Annotated in this window: 22 protein-coding genes; 12 read left to right on the top strand and 10 right to left on the bottom strand. The window is 68.4% G+C overall.

Going from position 1 to position 21960, the window contains the following annotated elements; translation table 11 throughout:
- Positions 1-132 precede the first annotated feature (132 nt).
- Complete coding sequence (locus LZC94_17845; protein ID WXB19089.1) at positions 133-756, top strand: glutathione S-transferase family protein; 624 nt, start codon at positions 133-135, stop codon at positions 754-756.
- A gap of 7 nt (positions 757-763) precedes the next feature.
- Here the strand turns inward: LZC94_17845 and LZC94_17840 are convergent, their stop codons facing one another.
- The gene (locus LZC94_17840; protein WXB19088.1) at positions 764-1708 is read right to left on the bottom strand and encodes a LysR family transcriptional regulator; all 945 of its coding nucleotides are present in this window, start codon (positions 1706-1708) and stop codon (positions 764-766) included.
- A gap of 131 nt (positions 1709-1839) precedes the next feature.
- On the opposite strand from LZC94_17840, the gene LZC94_17835 reads away from it, so the two are divergent.
- The 3 genes from LZC94_17835 to nth all read left to right on the top strand — a co-directional run bounded on the left by LZC94_17835 (position 1840) and on the right by nth (position 6472).
- On the top strand, positions 1840-2775 hold the full coding sequence (locus tag LZC94_17835; GenBank protein WXB19087.1) for an SDR family oxidoreductase: 936 nt from the start codon (positions 1840-1842) through the stop codon (positions 2773-2775).
- Between the two features lie 225 nt (positions 2776-3000).
- A complete protein-coding gene (gyrA, locus tag LZC94_17830; GenBank protein ID WXB19086.1) occupies positions 3001-5637 on the top strand; it encodes a DNA gyrase subunit A in 2637 nt (878 codons plus the stop codon).
- Between the two features lie 4 nt (positions 5638-5641).
- Positions 5642-6472 carry an endonuclease III gene (nth, locus tag LZC94_17825; protein WXB19085.1) on the top strand — a complete coding sequence of 277 codons (831 nt, stop codon included), beginning with the start codon at positions 5642-5644 and terminating at the stop codon, positions 6470-6472.
- A 191-nt stretch (positions 6473-6663) separates the two neighbouring features.
- Here nth and LZC94_17820 read toward each other — a convergent pair whose 3' ends face one another.
- From LZC94_17820 to LZC94_17805, 4 genes are all read right to left on the bottom strand, one after another.
- Positions 6664-7155, bottom strand: a complete 492-nt coding sequence (locus LZC94_17820) for a DinB family protein (protein WXB19084.1) — start codon at positions 7153-7155, stop codon at positions 6664-6666.
- 89 nt (positions 7156-7244) lie between these two features.
- Positions 7245-7553: a hypothetical protein gene (locus LZC94_17815; protein ID WXB19083.1), complete on the bottom strand. Its 309-nt coding sequence runs from the start codon at positions 7551-7553 to the stop codon at positions 7245-7247.
- A 162-nt stretch (positions 7554-7715) separates the two neighbouring features.
- Entirely contained in the window at positions 7716-8972 is a 1257-nt protein-coding gene (locus LZC94_17810) for a ParA family protein (GenBank protein ID WXB19082.1), read from the bottom strand.
- A gap of 132 nt (positions 8973-9104) precedes the next feature.
- Complete coding sequence (locus LZC94_17805) at positions 9105-9962, bottom strand: mechanosensitive ion channel (GenBank protein ID WXB19081.1); 858 nt, start codon at positions 9960-9962, stop codon at positions 9105-9107.
- A 304-nt stretch (positions 9963-10266) separates the two neighbouring features.
- Between LZC94_17805 and LZC94_17800 the strand changes: the two genes are divergently transcribed.
- From LZC94_17800 to LZC94_17780, 5 genes are all read left to right on the top strand, one after another.
- Positions 10267-11202: a methyltransferase gene (locus LZC94_17800; GenBank protein ID WXB19080.1), complete on the top strand. Its 936-nt coding sequence runs from the start codon at positions 10267-10269 to the stop codon at positions 11200-11202.
- Positions 11203-11264: 62 nt separating this feature from the next.
- Positions 11265-11810, top strand: coding sequence for a type II secretion system GspH family protein (locus tag LZC94_17795; protein WXB19079.1), 546 nt, complete (start codon positions 11265-11267; stop codon positions 11808-11810).
- Positions 11811-11812: 2 nt separating this feature from the next.
- Positions 11813-12409 (top strand): hypothetical protein, encoded by a 597-nt coding sequence (locus LZC94_17790; GenBank protein WXB19078.1) that lies wholly within the window; start codon positions 11813-11815, stop codon positions 12407-12409.
- The gene (locus tag LZC94_17785) at positions 12406-12972 is read left to right on the top strand and encodes a hypothetical protein (GenBank protein ID WXB19077.1); all 567 of its coding nucleotides are present in this window, start codon (positions 12406-12408) and stop codon (positions 12970-12972) included. Before LZC94_17790 ends, LZC94_17785 begins: the two co-directional genes overlap by 4 nt.
- 20 nt (positions 12973-12992) lie before the next feature.
- Positions 12993-13559, top strand: a complete 567-nt coding sequence (locus tag LZC94_17780; GenBank protein ID WXB19076.1) for a TIGR00730 family Rossman fold protein — start codon at positions 12993-12995, stop codon at positions 13557-13559.
- Positions 13560-13565: 6 nt separating this feature from the next.
- Here the strand turns inward: LZC94_17780 and LZC94_17775 are convergent, their stop codons facing one another.
- A complete protein-coding gene (locus LZC94_17775) occupies positions 13566-14624 on the bottom strand; it encodes a CAP domain-containing protein (GenBank protein WXB19075.1) in 1059 nt (352 codons plus the stop codon).
- A gap of 77 nt (positions 14625-14701) precedes the next feature.
- Here LZC94_17775 and nagZ point away from each other — a divergent pair, with 77 nt between their 5' ends.
- Both nagZ and hutI read left to right on the top strand, forming a co-directional pair.
- Complete coding sequence (gene nagZ / locus LZC94_17770; protein ID WXB19074.1) at positions 14702-15808, top strand: beta-N-acetylhexosaminidase; 1107 nt, start codon at positions 14702-14704, stop codon at positions 15806-15808.
- A complete protein-coding gene (hutI, locus tag LZC94_17765) occupies positions 15805-17067 on the top strand; it encodes an imidazolonepropionase (protein ID WXB19073.1) in 1263 nt (420 codons plus the stop codon). The genes nagZ and hutI overlap by 4 nt, the downstream gene beginning before the upstream one ends.
- On the opposite strand, the gene LZC94_17760 is transcribed toward hutI, so the two are convergent.
- From LZC94_17760 to LZC94_17750, 3 genes are read right to left on the bottom strand one after another with little or no spacing between them, the layout of a single operon-like run.
- The gene (locus LZC94_17760) at positions 17062-17991 is read right to left on the bottom strand and encodes an ABC transporter permease (GenBank protein WXB19072.1); all 930 of its coding nucleotides are present in this window, start codon (positions 17989-17991) and stop codon (positions 17062-17064) included. The genes hutI and LZC94_17760 overlap by 6 nt on opposite strands.
- Entirely contained in the window at positions 17988-19046 is a 1059-nt protein-coding gene (locus tag LZC94_17755; protein ID WXB19071.1) for an ABC transporter permease, read from the bottom strand. Before LZC94_17755 ends, LZC94_17760 begins: the two co-directional genes overlap by 4 nt.
- Positions 19043-20527: an ATP-binding cassette domain-containing protein gene (locus tag LZC94_17750; GenBank protein WXB19070.1), complete on the bottom strand. Its 1485-nt coding sequence runs from the start codon at positions 20525-20527 to the stop codon at positions 19043-19045. The genes LZC94_17755 and LZC94_17750 overlap by 4 nt, the downstream gene beginning before the upstream one ends.
- A 14-nt stretch (positions 20528-20541) precedes the next feature.
- On the opposite strand from LZC94_17750, the gene LZC94_17745 reads away from it, so the two are divergent.
- Positions 20542-20760 (top strand): hypothetical protein, encoded by a 219-nt coding sequence (locus tag LZC94_17745; protein ID WXB19069.1) that lies wholly within the window; start codon positions 20542-20544, stop codon positions 20758-20760.
- A gap of 44 nt (positions 20761-20804) precedes the next feature.
- Here the strand turns inward: LZC94_17745 and LZC94_17740 are convergent, their stop codons facing one another.
- Positions 20805-21815 (bottom strand): D-alanine--D-alanine ligase, encoded by a 1011-nt coding sequence (locus LZC94_17740; protein ID WXB19068.1) that lies wholly within the window; start codon positions 21813-21815, stop codon positions 20805-20807.
- Positions 21816-21960 lie beyond the last annotated feature (145 nt).

The following is a 21960-nucleotide window of genomic DNA, read 5'->3' as shown; positions in this document are numbered from 1 at the left end:
AGACGATCGAGCCGCCCCAAAAGATACGCGCCGCCGAACGAAAGATGCGCGCCGGGAGAACGAAAGATACGCGCCGGCGGACGTATCCCGCGGGCGGCGCCCTTCGTCTTAGGAGCCGAAGGGAGCACGCCCATGATCGTCTATTACGACTGGAACACTTCACCGAACTGTCTCAAGACCAAAATCCTCCTGAACGAGCTTGGAATCCCCTACGAGCAGCGCAACGTGGATGCAGCCACCGTTCGCGGGCCCGACTACCGCGCCAAGTTTCCGACCGGGCAGTCGCCCGCCCTCGAAGACGGCCCGCTGCGGCTCGCCGAGTCCGGTGCCATTGCCTACCACCTGGCCGAGAAGCATGGCGCGTTGATGCCGAAGGAGCCCAATCGGCGCGCGCTCATGTTTCAAGCGATGGCGCTGGAGGCCGCGCTGGTGGCGCCCACCACCGGCGGACAAGGGCTGTTCGGCGAGCTCTACAAACCGGAGCCCCAGCGCAATCTTCCGCGCATCGCCGAGCTGCGCAAACGCGCGCAGTGGGTCGCCGAGGTCCTCGGTGCGGTGCTGGGCGAGCGAACGTACTTTGCGGAGGAGTTCAGCATCGCCGACATTCAGCTCTACGCGGCGGTGGCCAAGTCGCTCGAGGAGGGCGTCTCCGAGACACCTCCGAAGAACCTCGTCGCCTGGCATGCGCGCATGAGCGATCGCCCCTCGGTCGCCCAGGCGCGCGAGCAGTACGTGCCGTACCAGCGCAAGAAGTAAGAGGCCGTCAAGGACGGCTTACCTCGGTCGACAGGGGCCGCTGGCGCAGCTGCTCCACCAGCAGATCGCGAAAGGCGGTGACCTTTCGCGGCAGGTTCTTGCGACCGGGGTGGACCACATAGACCTGGCCGATATGCTCCACCCAGCGCGGGATCAGACGGACCAAGGAGCCGCTGGCCACATCGGGATCGCCCAGAAACGAGGGGATGGCGCCGATGCCGGCGCCCGCGCGCAACGCCTCGCGCATGAAGAACATGTCGTCGCACACGACCCGGGGCTCCGGGGTGATTCGGCTGTTCGACTCCGCCTCCGAAAGGAGCAGCTCGCCCGACGCGGAGAGCCCGAAGTACTTGCCGCTCCGGTACGCGACCCAATCGTGCTCGGCGAGATCGACGGGCGCGCGCGGGCTACCCCGGCGCGCCAGATACCCCGGCGCGGCGTAGAGCCCGATCACGACCGTCCCTACCCTTTGCGCCACCAAGGACGAGTCCCTTCGCGTGCTCGGCTTGTTGATGCGCAAGGCCAAGTCGAAGCCATCGCGCACGAGATCCACCAAGGAGCCCGTGAGGTGCACGTCGACCCGCGTGCCCGGGTAGCGCAGGTTGAAGCGGGCCACCGCGTCGGCCAGCACCATGGTGCCGAGATCGACGGTGGACGTGATGCGCAAGGTGCCGGACGGAACCTCCTCGCGCTCGGGTACGTCCGCGAGCGAGGACTCGAGCTTGTGAAGCTGCGGCCCGATGCGCTCGTAGAGCGCGGAGCCGGCCGAGCTGCTCGAGACGTGCCGGGTGGTTCGATGAAAGAGCGTCGCGCCCAACGACGTCTCCAGCGCAGAGATGGCGCGGCTCACGGTGGAGCGCGGTGTGCCGAGCCGCGAGGCCGCGCCGGAGAAGCTCCCGGTCTCGTGCACGGCCACGAAGGCGCGCACCAAGTTCAAATCGATGGATCGCATGGTTTTTCGATTGTTCCCGTTTCGCACCACAGAAAGCAGATTTCAGCCAATTGTGCCATGAGGGGAACGGACGCAGATCTAGGCGCACACCAAGCGTGCATCGAACGCAGCACCCAGCAGTGAGGCCGACCATGTCATCCATCGCGCATTCTTCGGGTTCCCGTCTCCTCGTCACCGGCGCCTCGGGCAAACTCGGGCGGAGCGTGCTCGATTTTCTTCTCGCCGAGAACGCGGGCCCCATCATCGCGACCACACGCAACCCGGACCACTTGAAAGAGTACGCGGCCAAGGGGGTCGAGGTCCGCCGCGCCGACTTCGCCGGCGGCGATTCGAGCCATAAAGACCTGAAAGACCTGGGAGACCTGGGAGACCTGAGCCAAGCGTTCTCGGGCGCGGATCGTGCGCTGCTGATCAGCACCGAGCCCACCCCCGAACCGGACGGTCGCCTCCGGCAGCACCTGGCCGCCGTCAAAGCGCTGGAGGCGGCGGGTGTCCAGCACGTCGTGTACACCTCCCTCACCAATCCGCACCCCGGATCGCCGGTGAGCATCGCCCCCGATCACCGCAAGACCGAGGAAGCGCTGGCGGCATCGAGCCTGGGGTTCACGATTTTGCGCAACAATCTTTACATCGACCTGCTCCTGCTCGGGCTCCCCAACGCCCTGGCCACTGGGAAGCTGGTGAACGCGCGCGGCGACGGAAAAACGGCCTTCATTACCCGCGAGGATTGCGCGCGCGTCGCGGCCGCGGCCCTGACTGCCCCCTTCTCGGGCCGCCGCACCCTGGAGATCACGGGCTCGGAGCCGCTCTCCAGCGCCGAGGTCGCCGCCATCGTGAGCGAGCTCGCGCAAAAGCCGCTGGCGCACGTTTCGGCGCCGCCGGAGGTGCTGCGGGCGGCGCTCGTGGAGCACAAGCTGCCGCCCTATGTGGCCGAGATGCTGGTGACCTTCGACATCGCCATCGCCAAGGGCGAATTCGCCGCGGTCACGAACGCCTTCGAGGAGCTCACGGGCCGCGCGCCGCAGAAGGTTCGCGACTTCCTCGAATCGCAGCGGCTCGGCGCCTAGCCTAGGCGAAGGCGCGGCGCGCCGCACGCGCGAGCGCCGGGGCCGAGGGAGGGCTCGCCGCTATTTTCTCGATACGCCGACCTCATGGGTGCGTGCTAAAACCTGCCCCCTCGCGTCTTGCCGAGGCTACCGAGCCCGCAGGCGCGGGGTGGGTTCGTGCTACATGCACGCGCACCCCGCGGTGGGTAGAGAAACGGCGCAGAAAATAGTAGGAACACACTCCCAATGTCGAACGACGACATCCCGACGACCAACATGAATCAGCGCGTCCCGGTCTCGATCCAGGACGAGATGCGCACGAGCTACCTCGACTACGCGATGAGCGTCATCATCGGGCGCGCCATCCCCGATGCTCGCGACGGCTTGAAGCCCGTGCACCGCCGCATCCTCTACTCGATGTACGAGCAGAAGATTCTGCCCGGCAGCGGCCATCGAAAGAGCGCCACGGTCGTCGGGGACGTGCTCGGTAAGTACCACCCGCACGGCGACATGAGCGTTTACGACGCCATGGTGCGTCTCGCGCAGGATTTTTCCATGCGCTACATGCTGGTCGACGGCCAAGGAAACTTCGGCTCGGTCGACGGCGATCCCCCGGCCGCCTACCGTTATACGGAAGCACGCCTGTCGCGCATGGCGATGGAGCTGCTCAACGATCTCGAGAAAGAGTGCGTCGATTTCGCGCCCAACTTCGACGATCGGCTGGAGGAGCCCACCGTCCTGCCGGCGCGCGTCCCCAACCTGCTCATCAACGGGTCGGGCGGCATCGCCGTCGGCATGGCCACCAATGTCCCGCCGCACAATTTGGGCGAGGTCATCGACGCGACCATCCACTTGATCCGCAACCCAGAGGCGCCCATCGAAGACTTGATGCGCCTGATCCCGGGCCCCGACTTCCCCACCGGCGGCTTCATTTACGGGCGCACCGGCATCGAGGCCGCGCAGCGCACGGGCCGCGGCAGCATCGTGATGCGCGCCCGCATGGACGTGGAGAAGGCGCCCGGCAAGGGCGAGCGCGAGCTCATCGTGGTGAGCGAGATCCCGTACCAGGTCAACAAGGCGCGGGTGCACGCCAAGATCGGCGAGCTGATTCGCGAGAAGAAGATCGAGGGCATCAGCGAGGTCCGCGACGAGTCCGATCGCGAGGGCATCCGCCTGGTCATCGAGCTGAAGAAGGACGTCGTCCCTCAGGTCATGATCAACCAGCTTTACCGGCAGACGGAGCTGCAAACGTCGTTCGGCGTGATCAACCTCGCCATCGTGGGCGGCCGCCCGGCCGTGCTCAACCTGCGCGAGACGTTGGCCGTCTTCGTCGAGCACCGCCGCGACGTGGTCACCCGCCGCACCCGGTTCGAGTTGAACCAGGCGGAGGCGGCGCGCGAGATCGTCGAGGGCCTCGGCATGGCGGTGACCGACGTGGACAAGGTCATCAAGACCATCCGCGCCGCCCGCGACTCCGATCAGGCCAAGGCCGATCTGCTCAAGCTGCCGCTGGTGGGCCTCGAGAGCTTCGTCATGCGCGCCGGGCGCCCGGCCTCCGAGATCGAGGCGGCCAAGAAGCGCGGCGAGTACTACCTGTCGGAGCGCCAGGCGAAGGCCATCCTCGAGATGCGCTTGTCGCGCCTCACGGGCCTCGAGATGGAGAAGCTGGCGGCGGAGTACGGCGCGCTCTCGGAGACCATCGCGCGCCTGCAGGCGATTCTGGCCGACGAGCGGCTCCTCTTCGACGTCATCGTCGCGGAGCTGGAGGAGATCCGGAGCAAGTACGCGGACAAGCGCCGCACGGAAATCATCGCCAGCGAAGCCGACATCCAGGACGAGGACCTGATCCAAGAAGAGGACATGGTCGTCACCATCTCCCACAACGGCTACATCAAGCGCACGAGCCCCAGCGCGTACCGTGCGCAGCGCCGCGGCGGGAAGGGCAAAATCGGCATGGAGGCGCGCGACGAGGACTGGGTCACCCAGCTCTTCGCCGCCTCGACCCACGCCTACGTCTTCTTCTTCTCCGACAAGGGGAAGGTCTACGTCAAAAAGGTGTACGAGATCCCCCTCGCCGCCCGCAACGCCAAGGGCCGCGCCATCGTCAACTTCGTCGGCATGGAGCCGGGCGAAAAGGTGGCGGCCATCGTGGAGGTGCCGAAGATCGAGGCGGGCAAGTTCGTGGTCACGCTCACGCGCCGGGGGCAAATCAAGAAGAGCGAGCTCACGGACTTCGAGAATTTCCGCGAAAAAGGCATCATCGGCGTCAAGATCGAGGGCGACGATCAGCTCTTGGCGGCGGCGCTCACCGACGGCGAGCGCGAGTTCATCATCGCGACCAAGCAGGGCATGTCCATCCGCTTCGACGAGAAGCAGGTGCGCGCCACCGGGCGCGCCACCATGGGCGTGAAGGCCATCGAGCTGGGCGACGACGACGCGGTGGTGGGCATGGGCGTCACGCAGCCCGACCGCCCCTACGTGCTCGCCCTCTGTGAAAAGGGCTACGGCAAGCGCACCCTCCTCGACGAGTTCCGCTCGCAGAACCGCGGCGGCAAGGGCATCATCCTCATCGACGCCAGCGAGCGCAATGGCCCGGTGGTCGACGTCGTCCTCGTCAAAGACGGCGACGAGGTCATGCTGATCACCGATCGCGGCCAGATGCTCCGCACCCGCACCGACGAAATCCGCGAGACGGGCCGCAACGCCCAAGGCGTGAAGATCATGACCGTCGAGGACGAAGAGCGCGTGGTCGCCCTCGAGCGCCTCGAGGAGAGCTCCGAAGAGGGCGCCGAATCGGCCGGCGGCAGCATGCTCCCGCCCCCGCCGGACGGCGAAGGCACCCCACCGAGCAGCGACGGCGGCCCCCCGTCGACCTTGAACTGACGCCATGGTCACCGCCACGACGAAGGCGGCCAAGGCCGTCATCAAGAAGGGTTCGAGCGCGAAAGCAAAGCCGGCAAAGGCGGCTGCGGCCAAGTCCGCCGCTGCAAAGCCGGCCGCGCCAAAGAAGGCTGCGGCCGCAAAGCCGGCGGCGCCGAAGAAGTCCGCCGTGCCCTCCAAGCCCGAGCGGCTCGAGATGTTTCGGCGCTTGGCGGAGTACCACTCGGACGCGCACTGCGAGCTCGATCACAGGAACGCGTTCGAGCTTCTGTGCGCGACGGTCCTGAGCGCGCAGAGCACGGACGTGGCGGTGAACAAGCTCACCCCGGCGCTGTTCGAGCGCTACCCCACTGCGGCGGACATGGCGAAGGCCAAACCGGAGGACATCGAGGCGCTGATCAGCCGCATCGGCATGTACCGGCAGAAGACCAAGAGCCTCCTGGCGCTGGCGGAGGGCATCGTCACCAACCATGGCGGCGAGGTCCCCCGCACCTTGGAGGAGCTCACCAAATTGCGCGGCGTGGGCCGCAAGACCGCCAACGTCGTCCTCGGCGTCGCCTTCGGCACCCCCGAGGGCGTGGTCGTCGACACGCACGTGCAGCGCATCTCCCAGCGCCTCGGCTGGACGAAGAACGACGAGCCGATCACCATCGAGCAAGATCTCTGCGCCCTGCTGCCCAAGAGCGAGTGGGACCACGCGAGCCACGTCCTCATCTTCCACGGCCGCCGCGTGTGCAAGGCGATCAAGCCCGACTGCGAGGCATGCCCCGTGAACGACATCTGCCCGAGCGCCTTCGACGCCGAGTTGGTGGGGCGCAAGGCGGGCCGGGCGCGGTAGAACCGATTCGCGCAGCGGCCATGCCTATGCGGCTGCGCTTCGCGAGCTCGCGGACGACATCGACGGAGCCGGGTCCGAGCTATCGGATGATCGCGTAGGAGATACAGGCCGAACGCGTCGTCATCGCGATCGCGTCGACCAAGACGCCAAGCGAACGCTGACCGGATCTCGGCTCCGGCGTTCAACGAGGCTCAGCGAGCCTCGCCCTCGATGCGCGCCAGTAGCCACTGGATGCCCGCCAGGTGCTGCTGGTCGTGGCTGCAGAGCAAGTGGACGAGGCCCTTGACGGTGAGCTCATGGCCTTCGAACGAGCCGCGGCGCGACCACTGGGCTTCGGAGAGCTCGGCGATGGCGGCGACGGTTTGGAGGCGGGCGACGCGGAAAGATGCGAGGGCTTCGTCGGGGTTCGCGGTGGTGTAGTGGCGCGAGGCGGCGAGCTCGTAGCCGTCGAGGGAGACGAGGACCGGGTTCGGCTCGGTGAGCATGCGGCGCAGACGGACTTGGTAGCCGTCGATCTCGATGTCGCGCACGTGGCACACTTGCTCGAGCACCGTCAAGCTCTCGCTCGGCACGCCCTCCCACGAGGGAGGGGCCCAGTTCAAGAAGCGCTCGGGGACCTCGTCGAAGAATCGCTCGAGGGTATCGGGAAACGACGATAGCGCGGACAAGGTGGCGGGCAGCATGGGTATTCACTCGCTCCGGCGCGCACGGATCGACGTGCGGCCACGTGCCGGTTTGGGGTCACCCGAGCGGCGCGGCAAGCCGGACCGCTTTACATTCCGCGCGGGACCTTGTCCAAATCGAGCTGATCGAGCGCCGCGCGGATCAAGGCGCTGCGGTTCGCTTTGGTCATCCCCCTCGACTTCAGCTCGTCCACGAGCTGATCGAGGCGGTCCAGATCCTTGGTGTACATGGAGATGCAGATCACTTTGTAGTGCGTCGGCTTCTCCAACGATGCACGCGACGGCGCGCGCGCGGGGGCGGCGTCCGCCGGTGCATAAAAGCGGCCCGAAAGGACTCCTTGTACTTCGTCCGCGTCGAGCACGCGCGCTGTCGCCATACCTTCATCCCGCGCTGCCATGGTGTCTCTCCTTGCTGGATCCTCTGCTACTTTTGCTCACATATCCTTGAACGTTCATCGTGATGATGCCGGTGTCGATCGGCACATCGGGCACATCGGGCGCATGGGCCAGCCCGCGGCGGGGTGATCGCGATGCGATCCGCGGCCTCGCGCGGGTCAGGCTCAGGCCGTGGCCATGAGCTCACCGTCGTCCGCCGCCTCCGTGGACGAGCCGCGGCGCGCGTCGGCGCCGTCCACGATGATGTCGACGATGCGCTTGTAGTCGTCGGCCGCGTTCGAGTCGGGCGCGTACTCGTAGATGGTGCGGCCTTGGGCCGGCGCCTCTTTGATCTTGATGGTCTGGCGGATGGGCGGCAGGCACCGCTCGCCGAAGTGCTCCTTCAAGGTCTCCACCGCGTCGCGGCAGATGCGCGCGCGCGCGTCGTAGAAGGTCGGGAGCACACCGAAGATTTGCACCGGGTGGCGGAGCAGCGAGTTGACGTTCTTCACCGTCTTGAGCACCTGCCGCACGCCCACCAGCGAGAGGTAGTCGCAGGCGACGGGCACCAGAATGCCGTCGGCGAACACCAGCGCGTTCTGGTTGAGGAGCGACAGCGACGGCGAGCAGTCGAGCATCACCACGTCGTAGCCGTCCTCGACGGCCATGAGCCGCTCGCGCAAAATGCGGTCGCGGTTTTGCCGGCCCGCCAAGTACAGCTCCGCGGCCGCCAAGGTCTCGTTGGAGATGAGCACGTCCAGGTTGGGCCGCACATTGACCGCGGCGTCCGACGCGCGAATGCCCATGACCAACACGTGGTAGAGCGACGTCGTGGCCTTGACATTCAGCGAGACGCCGACATTGCCCTGCGAGTCGGTGTCGACCAAGAGCACGCGCAGCCCGCGCGCGGCGAGGCCGGCGGCGATGCTCACGCTGGTGGTGGTCTTCCCCGTTCCGCCTTTGTGGTTGAAGATCGCCAAGCGGCGCGGGCCTCGCATTGGCTTCTTGGGGGCGCTGGCCGCGGGCTTCTCGCGGGTGGGGCTCTTCGCCGGCTCGGTGGTCTTCGCGGCCTCGGCGGCCTTTGCTGCGGCCTCCGCCTTCGCGGTCTCGACGGCGGCGGCGGCCGCTGCGGCTTCGGCGGCGGCCATCGCGCCGAGCCTCACGCCGTTGGCCTCCGCGAGGAGCTGCGTCCGGCACGGCTCGGAGCAGGCGTAGGTGCGCTCGCCGCGCACGCGCAAAACTTGAGATACCAGCTCCACCGAAAATCGTTTGCCGCACGCCTTGCAGACGACACCGCCGGCGGCCTCACCGCGCATTTGCTTGTCGTGGCACGCCTGCGAGCAAAAGAAGGAAAAGCCGCCTTCCCGCTCCTCCATCTGATATCGAAACTGTACGTCGAAACGTCGGGTGCAGATGCTGCAGCTCTCGGTCATCGCCGCCATCGGACTCTCCTCACACGACGCCTTTAGACAGGGTCGTGGCTCCGGGCCAAATAAGTTACGAAATAAGTGCCCTCATCTTGCGCCCGATCTCCTCGGCCCGTTCCCGTTGGCAGAGGGCAGAAGCAGCTTCACCTAATTCTCCCGCAGCGCGCGCGGCAAGCCCGCGCGGTGGTAGTTGATGCGCTCCGGGATGGGCCCCTCGATGCCCTTCTCCTTGAACGCGGCCTCGATGGCGAACCGCAGATCGGAGGCGATGCGGAGATCTTCGCGCGGATCGGGGATCCAGACGAGGAGCACGAAGAGGAACGCGGGCTCGTTGCAGGCGTCCAGGCGGACCTCGACCCCCAGGGTGGTGATGACCTCGGGGTGCTTGGCGCCGACCTCGAGCAAGGTATCGCGCACCAACGCCGTATCGCATTTGGCGGAGACGTCGACCGTGACTTGGATGCGCAAGTTGGTCGTGGGCCGCGAGTGGTTGATGACGGCCGACGCGATCAGCTCGCTGTTGGGGACGATGATGGTCACCTCGTCGCGCGTGATGATCTGCGTGGCGCGAAGCCCGATGTCCTCGATGACCCCGTACGCATTGCCGACCTTGACGAAGTCCCCTTTGCTGACCGGCTGCTCGATGAGCAGCACCAACCCCGAAATGAAGTTCTGAACGACGTTCTGCAGACCGAAACCGATACCGACGGCCAGCACCGTGGAGGCCGCGATGAGCGCGTCCAGCTTGATGCCCATCGAGCTCAAACCGACGAGCACCCCCAAAAGAACGACGCTGTAGCGAAGGATCTTGGACGCCGCGAACTGCGCCCCGTGCGATAGGCCCCGCGCGCCCAGCAAGGTGCGAAGCCAGCGCGATGCGATGCTCGCCAGGATGGCCGACAGAAAAACGACGACCACGCCGACGATGACCGAGCCGGGCGTAATGTCCCCGCCGGAGATGGTGATGAGCGGATAGTGGAGAAAATCCCGGATCTTGGGGAACATCGGGCGCGAACCGGTGGTACTGCGCGCCCGAAATGAAGGCAAAAAAGTCGCTCTCGGAAGCTCCACCTTTCGCCGGCTTTCCGCATTTTGGGCCAAAGACACGCGGCCGCCCGCCTCGGGTGTCCGCCGAAGTCGCGCGGCCGCCCCCCGCCTCGGACTCAGGCTTCAGGCACGCGACGTCCCGTCATCCCCGAAGCGGCGCGTCACCCTCGGAACTTCGCGTCACCCTCGCCCGCCCCCGGCGGGTCGCGATGCCCACCGTCGTCTCTTGCCACGCGCTGCGAGCGCCGTATAAGCGTGTTCCATGCACATGCGCTCCCTCGGCTGCCTTGCGATTCTCTGCACCACGGTTCTTGCCTGTAGTGGCTCGGCGCCCGCCGCCTCGGAGCCGCCGAAGACCACCACCGCCGTCGCCCCCGCGGCCAACACCACCGTCACCCCGGCGCCCGGATCCGAAGGGCCTGGAACCATCGTCAGCAGCACGCCCGCCCCGGCGGACCCCGAGGGGCGCATTCGTTGGGCCCTCGCCGGCCAGCACCGCACGGAGAAGGAGCGCGCGCGCGACCGCTACCGGCACCCCCAGGAGACCCTCGCGTTCTTCGGGATCAAGCCGGAGATGAAGGTCGTCGAGCTCTGGCCGGGCGGCGGCTGGTACACGGCGGTGCTCGCGCCCGTGCTTCGCGATCGGGGAAAGCTCACGGTCACCAACTTCGCCCCCGTGGGCCCCAACGGCGAGCAGCGCGAGAACGCGCAGAAGTTTGCGGCCAAGCTCCGCGGTGCGCCGGGGATTTATGACCAGGTCGACGTCAAGATCATCAACCCGCCCAGCTACCTTTCGCTCGGCCCCGATGGCTCCGCCGACGTGGTGGTCACCTTCCGAAACATCCACAACTGGATGGGCGACGGCTTCGCCGACAAGGTGTTCGCGGCGGCCTTCCAGGTCCTCAAGCGCGGCGGCGTCCTGGGCGTGGAGGAGCATCGCGCGGCCCCCGGCACCGACGCGAAGAAGTCGGCCGATACCGGGTACGTGCCCGAGGAGACGGTCATCCAGCTCGCGAAGGCGGCCGGTTTCGTCCTCGACGCCAAATCCGAAATCAACGCCAACCCCAAGGACACCAAGGATTATCCCAAGGGGGTGTGGACCTTGCCGCCCACCTTGGAGCTCGGCGCAACCGATCGCGAAAAATACCTCGCCATCGGAGAGAGCGACCGCATGACGTTGCGCTTCAAGAAACCGTAACCGGCAAAAGAAAAGAGCACCTCAGGCGCGTTCGCGGTATGTTCCGGCCGGTGCAGCGGGCGGTGGCGACGAAACGTGGGTTTACCCTCATCGAGGTCGTGAACGCGCTCGCCCTCACGAGCATCATCGTGGCCATCGCCATGTACTTCGTGGCCCGCTACCTCCGCCACGCCAAAACGGCGGAGGCCGTCGGCTCGCTCAACGCCATGGCCGCCGCCGCGGCCAACTACTACGACACGTCGGACGCGAACCAGCCGGCGGGGACGCAGCCCGAATCCGCCAAGGCCATGCGGCATTTCCCGCCGAGCTCGCGCGCCAGCGTGCCGCCGAATCTGACCGATGTCCGGGGCCGGCGCTACCAGAGCGCGCTCGCCGATTGGTCCGCCTCGCCATGGGCGGAGCTGCATTTTTCATTGCCGCAGGCGCAGTTTTATGCGTACTCCTTCGAATCGCAAGGGAGCGGCCCCCAGGCGAAGGCCACCGCCATCGCGCAAGGGGATCTCGACGGCGACGGGATCATGTCCCGGTACTCGATCACGGTAGCGCCCGACGAGACGCTGCATGCCAAGGTGTCGCCCGTCATGGAGCGCCAAAACCCAGAGGAGTAGTGGTGGTGACGAGAAGCGAGACGAGCCCCGACCGCGCACGCATCCTCACGCGGCGGACGCGGTGCACGCGGCGCACCTCCGAGCGTGGCGTGTCGCCCGTGGAGGTGGCGGTGGGCATCGCCATCTTCGGTTCGTTGTTTGCGGTCGCCATCCCCGCCTTCGTGAAGGAGCTTCACGCATCGCGCTTCGCCGAGCCCATCGACGGCCTGGCCGCCATCGCCAACGGGGCATCGCAGTATGCGCGCGACCGCGCCATCCCCGACGCCTTTCCGCCGAGCGCGCCCCTCACCCCGCCCACCGTACCGCGCGGGAAACGCGAGCCCGATCCGGTGGGCGCGTGGGACACGCCAACCTGGAAGGCCCTCGGCTTTCGCGCCGTCGACGAGGGCGTGGCGCACGCGTTCTCCTTTGGCTTCGACTCCGAGCCGGGCCCGAGCGAGAGCCGCTTCGTCGCCCATGCCCACGCCGACTTCGACGGCGACACCGTCACCAGCACCTTCGAGATCCGCGGGGTGACCGAGAGCAGCGGCGGCCAAGGCGGCCAGGTCATCGGCGTGAAAATCGAGCCGGGCATGTTCGTGCAATCGGAACTGGAGTGAAGCGCCTCCTCGCCGCGTCGTGGGTGGCGGCGCTGGTGGCAGGCATCTTCGCGGTGCAGCCCCGGCTCGCGCGCACGGTGCACGCCATCGGCGAACGCGAGGATCGTTATGCGCTCCCCTCCCCCGGCGTTCTGCGCGCAGCCACCCTTGGCTACCGGGCCGCGGCCGCGGACATCCTCTGGTCGAAGGTCACGGTGGAGTACGGAACGCACCTGGCCGAACGGCGCCCCTTCGTGCATCTGACGCGCTACCTCGACTCCATTTTGGCCCTCGAGCCCGATCACGCGCCCGTCTATCGTTACGGACCTTCGTTCATCCTGTTCCATCACCCGGGCACCACCGAGCGCGACGCGCACATGGCGCGCCACTACCTCGAACGCGGCACCCGCGAGCGCCCCACCGATCCGGAAATGTGGCTTCGTTACGGCGAGTTCCTCTCCGCCTTCGGACCGAGCTTCCTCGCGTCGGCTGACGAAAAGACGTCATGGCGCAACGAGGGTGCGCGCGCCATCGCCCGCGCGCGCGAGCTCGGCGCCCCGGGCCGAGTGGCACCCGGACGCTGATCGACTATGGTGAACGAACGATGAGAATATGTGTCTTCTGTGGGTCGAGTGCGGGCAAGCGCCCGGACTACATGGAGGCCGCGCGCGCGTTCGGTCATTTGCTGGCCACGCGCGGGATCGGCCTCGTTTACGGTGGTGCGAGCGTGGGCATGATGGGCGCGGTCGCCGACGCGGCGCTCGCCGCCGGCGGGGAGGTCATCGGCGTGATCCCGCGCGCGCTGGTGGATCGTGAGATCGCGCACAAGGGCCTGACCGATCTGCGCGTGGTCGAGTCGATGCACGAGCGCAAAGCGTTGATGGCCGAGCTCTCGAACGGCTTCGTGTCGCTCCCGGGCGGCACCGGCACCTTGGAGGAGGCCTTCGAGGTGTGGACATGGGGCGTCCTCGGCTTCCACAAGAAGGCGTGCGCTTGGCTCAACGTGGCCGGCTACTACGATGCGCTGATGGCGGCCATCGATCGCATGGCCAGCGAAGGGTTCCTCAAGGAGGAGCACCGGCACATGGTCCTGGTCGACTCCGACGCCGACAAGCTGGTCACGCAAATCGCGAACTACACGCCGCCGCAGATGAAGTCCAAGTGGGAGTGATGCGCGCTACTCCACGCGCAACGTGCGCAAGCTGACCATCACGAAATCCGGAGACCCCGGCACGCGCGCCCAGATGCTGACCTCGTACATGCCCGCCTTGCCGCCGTCCGAGAGCGGCAGGTCGAGCGCGAAGTTCTTGCCATTCACCTGAATGGGAATGGGCGTGCGGAAGCCGGGGGGCCAATACATCTGGTACGGGTTGGGAACCGGGTAGCTCCGGCGCGTGTTGAGCTCCGCCACGGGAATGGGGCGCGGGGTGGCCGCGCGGGCTACCCCGATGCCGCCGAAGGTGGCGGGGGCGTGCATGGTCCCCTCGATGCGAACGGTCCCGCCCAGCTTGGCCTTCTTGGGCAAGGGCGCGTATTGGCCGTAGGAGTCGATGAACTCCTGCGCAAAACAGGGGACGGGGAGCTCCACGTCCGTGCCGCGCGGCTGCGCGACGCCGATGCCGACCTTCTTGTGGTACGGCTTCAGGATGTTCTTGCGGTGGCCATCGTTGGGCGGCACCTCGTTGAAGAACATGGCCTCGCTCTTGTCGAGCGCCTCGGAGTCGATGAGCGGGCGCGCATCGAGCGTGCGTCCTTTTTGATCGGTGAAGCAGAGCGCGTTCTCCTGCACGAAGTCCGCGCCGCCCGCCTCCGTGTAGCGCTGCTCCGGCACCGACCCATCGGTGCCCCAATGGCCGAGAAAGCCATGCTTGGCCATGTCCTCGGCGTGCCGCTGCCCCGCCGTTTGGGCGGCGCCCTCATCGAGCTCGACGGGCGGGAGCTTCTGCGTAGCGCGGTCGCGGTTGATGAGCGCCAGCATGTACCTTCGCGCTTCGGGCACCGTGAGGAGCTTCTTCGCCGCCGGCTTTCCGCCTGCTGCGAGGCTGCTCTCGGTGAACGCCGCGCCGAACGTGACGGGTGCCTTCGCCCCATCGGGAGCATGTGCGACCGTTGCGACCGTCGCGGGCGCCCCCGTGCGCGACGCGGTGGCGGGACCGCTGCCCGTGCAAGCAAGAACGAAGAACGAGGGCAGGAGCCAGGTCGGCCCCAGAAGATTCACTTTGCCCAGCATGCGCATGGATAACTTAGGATAGGCCGTACCTTCCATGACGAGGAAAAGCTAGTGGGCGCGGTACGTTGCGGCGGAGACGGGAAATGACACTCGCGGAGACGTGCGGGCAGATGATCCTAGGTGGGTTCGCGGGGACGAGCCTTCCCTCGAGCTATGCGCGTGCGCTCGCGGCCGGTGAGCGCGCGGGCGCGATCCTCTTCCGGCGCAATGTGACGCAAGACGTTCTCGCCGTCAGCGAGCTCACCGCGAGCATCCGCGCCGCGGCCTCGCCGAATGCGACCGGCTCGCCCATCGTGGCGGTGGACCAAGAAGGCGGACGGGTGGCGCGGCTTGGACCGCCGGTGCTCACGCTCCCGCCCGCGGCGCGGTTGGGCGCCACCTTGAACGAGGCGTTCGTGGAGCGGGTGGCCGAAGCGCAAGGCAGCGAGCTCATGGCGTTGGGGTTCACCACCTCGTTCGCGCCCGTGCTGGACATTCATACGCATCCGGACAACCCCGTCATCGGCGATCGCGCCTTTGGCCGCACGCCCGAGACGGTGACCGCGATGGCCCTCGCCTTTGCGCGCGGGCTGCAAAAGGCGGGGCTGTTCGCCTGCGGAAAGCACTACCCGGGGCACGGCGATACCGAGAAAGATTCGCATTTCGATCGACCGACCGTGCACGGGGATCGCGCGCGGCTGGAGCGGGTGGAGCTCGCCCCCTTCGCGGCCGCGGCCCGCGCGGGCATCGCGGCGCTCATGACGGCGCACGTGGTCTATCCGGCCCTCGATGACAAGCCGGCCACCTTGTCGAAGGTCATCTGCACGGACATTCTTCGCAACCAGCTCGGCTTTCGCGGCGCGCTCCTCTCCGACGATCTGGAGATGAAGGCGGTGGCCGCGCTCGCCCCCATCGATGCGCTCGCGGTCGACGCCGTCGAGGCCGGGTGCGATCTGCTCCTCATTTGCGCGAACGAAGAGGCGCAGGCGCGCGCCCACGAAGCGCTGGTGCGCCGCGCCGAGGCGCGCAGCACATTTCGTTTGCGCTGCGAGGAGGCGCAGGCGCGCGTAGCCGTTCTTCGCGCGCTTCCCATGCGGCCGGAACGGGAAAGGGAGAAGCTCGTGCAAATCGTGGGCGGAGAAAAATCGCGGGGCGTTCGCAACGAACTGGAGGAGCTCGCGGAGCTCGCGGCCCGGGGACAAACGTCGTGAGCGCGCCGTCGGTCCGCACGCCGCCGGGCGCATCGCCGTTCACGTTGGTGGCGGCGCGCGTGGTGACGTGCGACGAATCGCGGGCGACCGCCGGCAATGCGCTGGGCGCGCTGGAGCCGGGGGCGGTCACCATCGCAGACGGCAAGATCGCGTGGATCGGTCCGCCGGAGGCGCGCGATCCCAATGTGCCGGTGACCGACGTGGGCGGCGCGGTGGTGACCCCGGGCCTGATCGACGCGCACACGCACCTGGCGTGGGCCGGCTCGCGGCACGGTGAGTACGCCGTGCGCATGGCCGGAGGCGACTACGAAGCGATCGCCAAGGCGGGCGGCGGCATCGTGTCCACCTTTCGCGCGGTGGCCGATACATCGCCCGAGGCGTTGGTCGAGCTCTTACGCGCCCGGCTCTTGCGCGCCGCGCAGCTCGGGGTCACCACGTGCGAGGTCAAGAGCGGCTACGGGCTCCTGCCGGAGCACGAGCTGAAACAGCTGCGCGCCATCGCCGCGTGCACGAATCGACCGGAGCTGCCGGCGGTGGTGCCGACATTCCTCGCCCTGCACGCGCTCCCGCCCGAGGCGCGCGCCGATCGGGGCGGGTACGTGCGGCGCGTGGTGGAGGAGCTCCTTCCGCGGGTGCGCGAGGAGAACCTCGCCGCCTTCGTCGACGCCTACCTCGACGCCAGCGCGTTCCAGATCGACGAGGGGCGCGCGCTGGGCGAGAAGGCGCGCGCGCTCGGCTTTCATTTGCGCCTTCACGTGGGGCAGTTCGCGGACATCGGCGGCGCCGAGCTCGCGGCCGAGCTCGGGGCGCACTCGGTCGACCACCTGGAGCAGGTCAGCGGCGCCGGCATCGCGGCGCTCGCGCGCGCAGGAACGCACGCGGTGCTCTTGCCGATCGCCAGCTTCACCTTGAAGCAGGCGCCGCCCCCGGTCGCCAAGCTTCGCGCGGCGGGGGTGCCGCTGGTGGTGGCGAGCGACGCCAACCCCGGAACGGCGCCCACCGAGAGCCTCCCCCTGGCGCTCGCCCTGGGCGTGCGCAACTACGATCTCACGCCCGAGGAGGCGATCCTGGGCGCCACGCGCTGGGCGGCGCGCTCGCTCGACCTCCCCCAGCGCGGCGCCCTTCGACGAGGCGCCCAGGCCGATCTGGTCGTGTGGGATCTCCCGCACGAGCACGCGATCGTCCAGCCCTGGGGCACCCCGCGCACCCGCCTGGTGCTGCGCGACGGCGCGCCCATCTTCGGCCGCCTTTCGCTATGAGCTCTCCATCTTCCCGAGCCCGGCGGGCGCGCGTCCGCCGATGCTCCGGCGGCGCGCCACGAAGAAGAGCGCGCCCAAGGTGAAGACATAGGGGAGCATCTGCACCAAGTCCGACGGCACGTGGGTGCGCCCCTGCAGCACCACCTGCAGCGCCTCGAGCGCCGCAAAGGCGGTGCACGCCACCACCACGTGCACCGGCCGCCAGCCCGAGAGCACCACCACCGCCACCGCGATGAAGCCGCGGCCTCCGCTCATCCCCGCCTGGAACTGGTGCTGATCGTACGCCAGCGCCACCCCGCCCAGCCCGCAGATGGCACCGCCCAACGTGACCACCACCACGCGCAGGCGCGACACGCGCACCCCCACGCTCGCCGCCGCGTCCGGATCCTCGCCGGCCGCCCGGACCCGAAGCCCAAAGCGTGTACGATACAAATAAAACCACGTGAGGGCCCCCGCGAGCACGGCCAGCACGGTCAGAGGATCGATCAACGTGCGGGCCAAGCAGAGGATGCCCGACGCCCCATCGAGCGCCGGGATGCGAAAGCCGGTCACCGAGGGCGAGTTCGACGACGAGTCGTAGAGCGCGCGCAGGAGGAAGCGGGTGGTGCCCGCGGCCAAGAGGTTCAGCGCGATCCCGCTGACGATGGCGTCGATGCGACCGTAGACCACGAGCAGCGCGTGCACCAGGGCAAACAGCGCCGCGGCGCCCGCGCCCGCGAGCACACCGGCCCACGCGCTGCCGGTCGCGTGATGCACCATGACCGAGGCCATGCCCGACACCAAGAGCAGCCCCTCGAGGGCGATGTTCACGACGCCGCTTCGCTCGCTCCAGAGCCCCCCGAGCGCGGCGCACACGTACGGCACGGTGGTGCGCAAGGTTTGCCCCAGCATGCTCAGGGAGAAGACGGCGAGGAGGAGGGTCATCGCGCGACCGCCACGCGCAACGAGCCGGCGATGAGGCTGCGAATGCGCACATCGGCCAGGGCCACCGCGACGATGACCACGGCCTGAATCACGTCCATGACCTCCATGGGCACATAGGCGTTGAGCGCGAGGCCGCCCTGCGCCAAGGTGCCGAAGAGCAAGGCCGCCAGCACCAGCCCGATCGCGCTCTCGCGGCCGAGGAGCGCCACTGCGAGCCCCGTAAAGCCCGCGCCCGCGCCCAGGCCGCGCTCGTAGTAGCCTTTGTAACCGAGCACCGTGCCGCTGCTCACCAGCGCGGCGATAGCGCCCGAGACGGCCAGCGCTTGGACCAGCCGGCGCTGCACCGGGATGCGCTCGGCCGCGCAAGCCACGGGGTTCTGCGCGAGGAGCGCCATCTCGCGGCCGAGGTACGTGCGGCGGCCGGCCCACACCACCAGCGCGGTCATCGCCACCGCGAGCACGAGCGCCATCGACGCGGCGCTCCCGGCGAGCGCCGGAATCGCCGACTCCAGGCGAGGAATGCGCGCCGCCGGGGCGATGTCCGGCGTGCGGATCGTGTCGGGGCGCGAGAGGCCGTACGCGAAGCCAAGGCCGGCGCAGGCCTCCGCCAGCCGGTTCATCATGATGGTCGAGATGACCTCGTGCGCGCCGTAGTGCGCGCGCAAGATCGCCGGCAGGTAGGCCCACGCGGCCCCGAAGCCGGCCGCCGCCACCAGCGAACACCCCACGGCGAGCGCCGCGGGCATCTGCGGAGGGAGCTTGGCGGCGAGGACGGCGACCCCCAAGCTCGCCACCGTGATCTGCCCCTCGGCGCCGATATTGAAGAGCCCCGCGCGCAGCCCCACGTGCACCGCCAAGCCCGCAAAGAGCAGCGGCGTGGCCTTGAACAGGACTTGGCCGATGCCGTACGGGCTCCCCCACGTTCCTTGGACGAGCAACGTCAAAAGCCGAACGGGCGATTCGCCGTACGCAAGGACCAGAAGATCGAACGCGATCCACGCGCCCAGGAGCGCGGCCGCGGTGGAGAAGATCGCCTTTCGCGCGCCCGAGCTCACGCGGACATCTCCACGGGCGCCGCCAGCATACGCTCGCCCAGCTCGGCGTCCGTCGCGCCCGGCGGGAGATCGGCGGTGATGCGTCCGCGCGCCATCACCAAGATGCGGCCCGCGAGCGCGCGCAGCTCCTGCAGGTCGGAGCTGATGATCAGCACCGCCGCGCGCCTCCGGGTGGCGACGTCCACGATTTGCTCGTGGATGGAGCGCGCGGACGCGATGTCGACCCCGCGCGTGGGGTGCGCGAGCACCAGCACCGAGGAGCCTTGCGTCAGCCGCACCAGGGCGCGCGAGGTGACGATCTTTTGCTGGTTCCCGCCGGAGAGGGCGCGCGCCGGAACATCGATGCGGGAGGGCTCGATGCGGGTGCGCGAGCTGCGGGCGCGCGCCTCGAGGTCGAGGGCACGCTGGCGCAGCCAGCCGAGGATGCTGAAGCGACGCAGCTCGCCGAGGAGCAGATTTTCGCGCACGTCGGCGTCGAGGACCAGCCCTTCGCGGTGGCGATCCTCGTGCACGACCGCCACCTTGGTCTTGCTCCACACGGTGCCCTGGTCGGGGCGCACGGCGCCGGTGATCACCTGCAGGAGCTCGCGCTGCCCGCTGCCCTCCACCCCTGCGATGCCCACGATCTCCGCCGAACGAACCTCCAAGCCGACGTCGCGCAGCACGCGCCCGAGGCTCACCCCCTTGAGCACCAGCGCGGGCCCGCCGAGCGCGCGCTGCGAGCGGGGATCCCAGGGCGAGGGATCGCTCCCCATGATCGCGCGCGCCAAGCGGCTCACCTCCGCCGCGCGCTCGGACGGCTCGCGCACGACGGGGCGCGTCTCGATCCACGTTCCGCGGCGCATCACCGTCACCGTGTCGGCGTACGCCACCACCTCGTCGATCTTGTGCGTGACCACGATGACCGCGGCGCCCCCGGCGGCCAAGCGGCGCAAGGACGCATAGAGCGCGTCGGCCTCGCTCGGGGTGAGCACCGCGGTGGGCTCGTCGAGGACGAGGATGCGCGCCTTTCGGTAGAGGATGCGCGCGATCTCGATCCGCTGCCGGTCCCCTACCCCCAAGCTCTCGACGGGAGCGTCCAGCGAGAGGGTCGATCCGAGCTCCTCCAGGAGCTTTTTGGCGCGGGCGCGGGCGCGGGCGAGATCGAGCCGGCCGAGCGAGGCCACCGGCTCGGCGCCGAGCACCATGTTCTCGAGCACGGTGAAGACCGGGATGAGCGCAAAGTGCTGCTGCACCATGCCGACACCGCGCCGGATCGCCTCCCCCGGCGTATGGGGATCGAGGCGCCGATCCTCGATGTACACGGCGCCCGCGTCGGGCCGAACGATGCCCGCCGCCATGCGCAGGAGCGTGCTCTTGCCCGCGCCGTTCTCACCGACGACGGCGTGGACCTCTCCGGTCTCGAACGACACGTCGACCCCGCTTACGGCGGTCGTGCCCCCGTAGTCTTTGCGCAGGCCGGCCACCCGAAGAGCTTGCACTGGGTGACGGTAGCATGACACATCGTCTGCTGGTGGACCCCCAAACGCACAAGCGCTTTCTCGATTACCGCGAACGCCACCAGTACTTCGCACGCCAAAGGCCGATTCTGACCGCCGCGGAATTTACCCTTCTCGACGGCGAGCTGCGCGCCCTCGTGGCCAAGGGCGCTGCCCGCGACGACGAGGAGGAAGCCCGGCTCGCCGAGCTGCGCGCCATCCTGCTCATGGATTGAACGAGGCCGGCGCGCGCCCCTGCCCCCGGCGCGCCCGCGCTCCGTCAGCCGACGCGGCGCAGACCGGCGCGGGACTCGCGCGCGACCTCGGGGACCTCGAGGCGGGTGGGACGGCGCTTGGCGTGCGGAATGGACGCATGCAGACGCGCCGTGTCGAGGATGGCCTCGCACAGCGAGCCATAGTCGAGCCCCGCGGCGCCGGCGATCTTGGGGAGCAGCGAGGTGGGGGTCATGCCGGGGAGCGTATTGACCTCCAGCACGTACTCGTTCTCGCCCTCGGTCACCAGCAAATCGACGCGCACGGCGCCCGTGCACCCGAGCGCGCGCACCGCGCGTTCGGCCAAGTTGAGCACCCCGCGGATGCGCGTGCCGCCCAGGCGCGGCGGGCAAATGTAGTCGGTGGCGTCGGCCGTGTACTTGGCGTGGTAATCGTAAACGCCGCTCTTCGGCACGATCTCGATGGCCCCGAGCACCCGCCCATCGAGCACCCCGACGTGAACCTCCATGGCGCGCACGAAGCGCTCGACCAGCACCATCTCGTCGAGCTCCAGCGCGCCGCGCACCGCGGCCTCGAGCTCCGCCATCGAGCCCACCTTCTGCACGCCCAAGGACGAGCCCTCGCCGCGCGGCTTGACCACCACGGGGAAACCGAAGCTCCCATGGAGCTCCTCCAAGTCCGGCAGATCGCGCGCGGTGGCCACGTAATACGGGGGCGTGGGGACATTGTGCAGGCGGAAAAGCTCTTTGGCTTTGAGCTTGTCCATGGCCAGCGCGGAGCCGATGACGCTCGACCCGGTGTACGGGATCCCCATCCACTCCAAGAGGCCCTGCATGCAGCCATCTTCGCCGCCGCGCCCGTGGAGCGCGAGGAACGCCACGTCGATGCGGGCTTGGCGAACGAGCTCGTCGACCGGCGCCGTGTCGGGGCCGATCACGATACGAACGATGTCGTGCCCGCGCGCCTCCAGCGCCGCCGCCACGCCTTCACCCGTTCGCAGGGATACCTCGCGCTCACGGCTCAAGCCCCCCATCAGAATTCCGACACGTTTTGACATTGGTTTCTCCGTCGTTGGGGGTGAGCAACTCTCGGGCCTCATGTCATCTCAGGTCCTTCCAGGTCATACAGCCGCAGATATCGCACGGTGTCTGGAGCTGGCCTGTCCGCGGCGCGTGTCCCAGGAGCCACAAGCTGTGGGAGCC

Source organism: Sorangiineae bacterium MSr11954 (genome assembly GCA_037157815.1).
GTDB lineage: Bacteria > Myxococcota_A > Polyangia > Polyangiales > Polyangiaceae > Pendulispora > Pendulispora albinea.
Note: the sequence above shows the minus strand (reverse complement) of the source record. Positions and strands in the feature narration are given on the sequence as shown.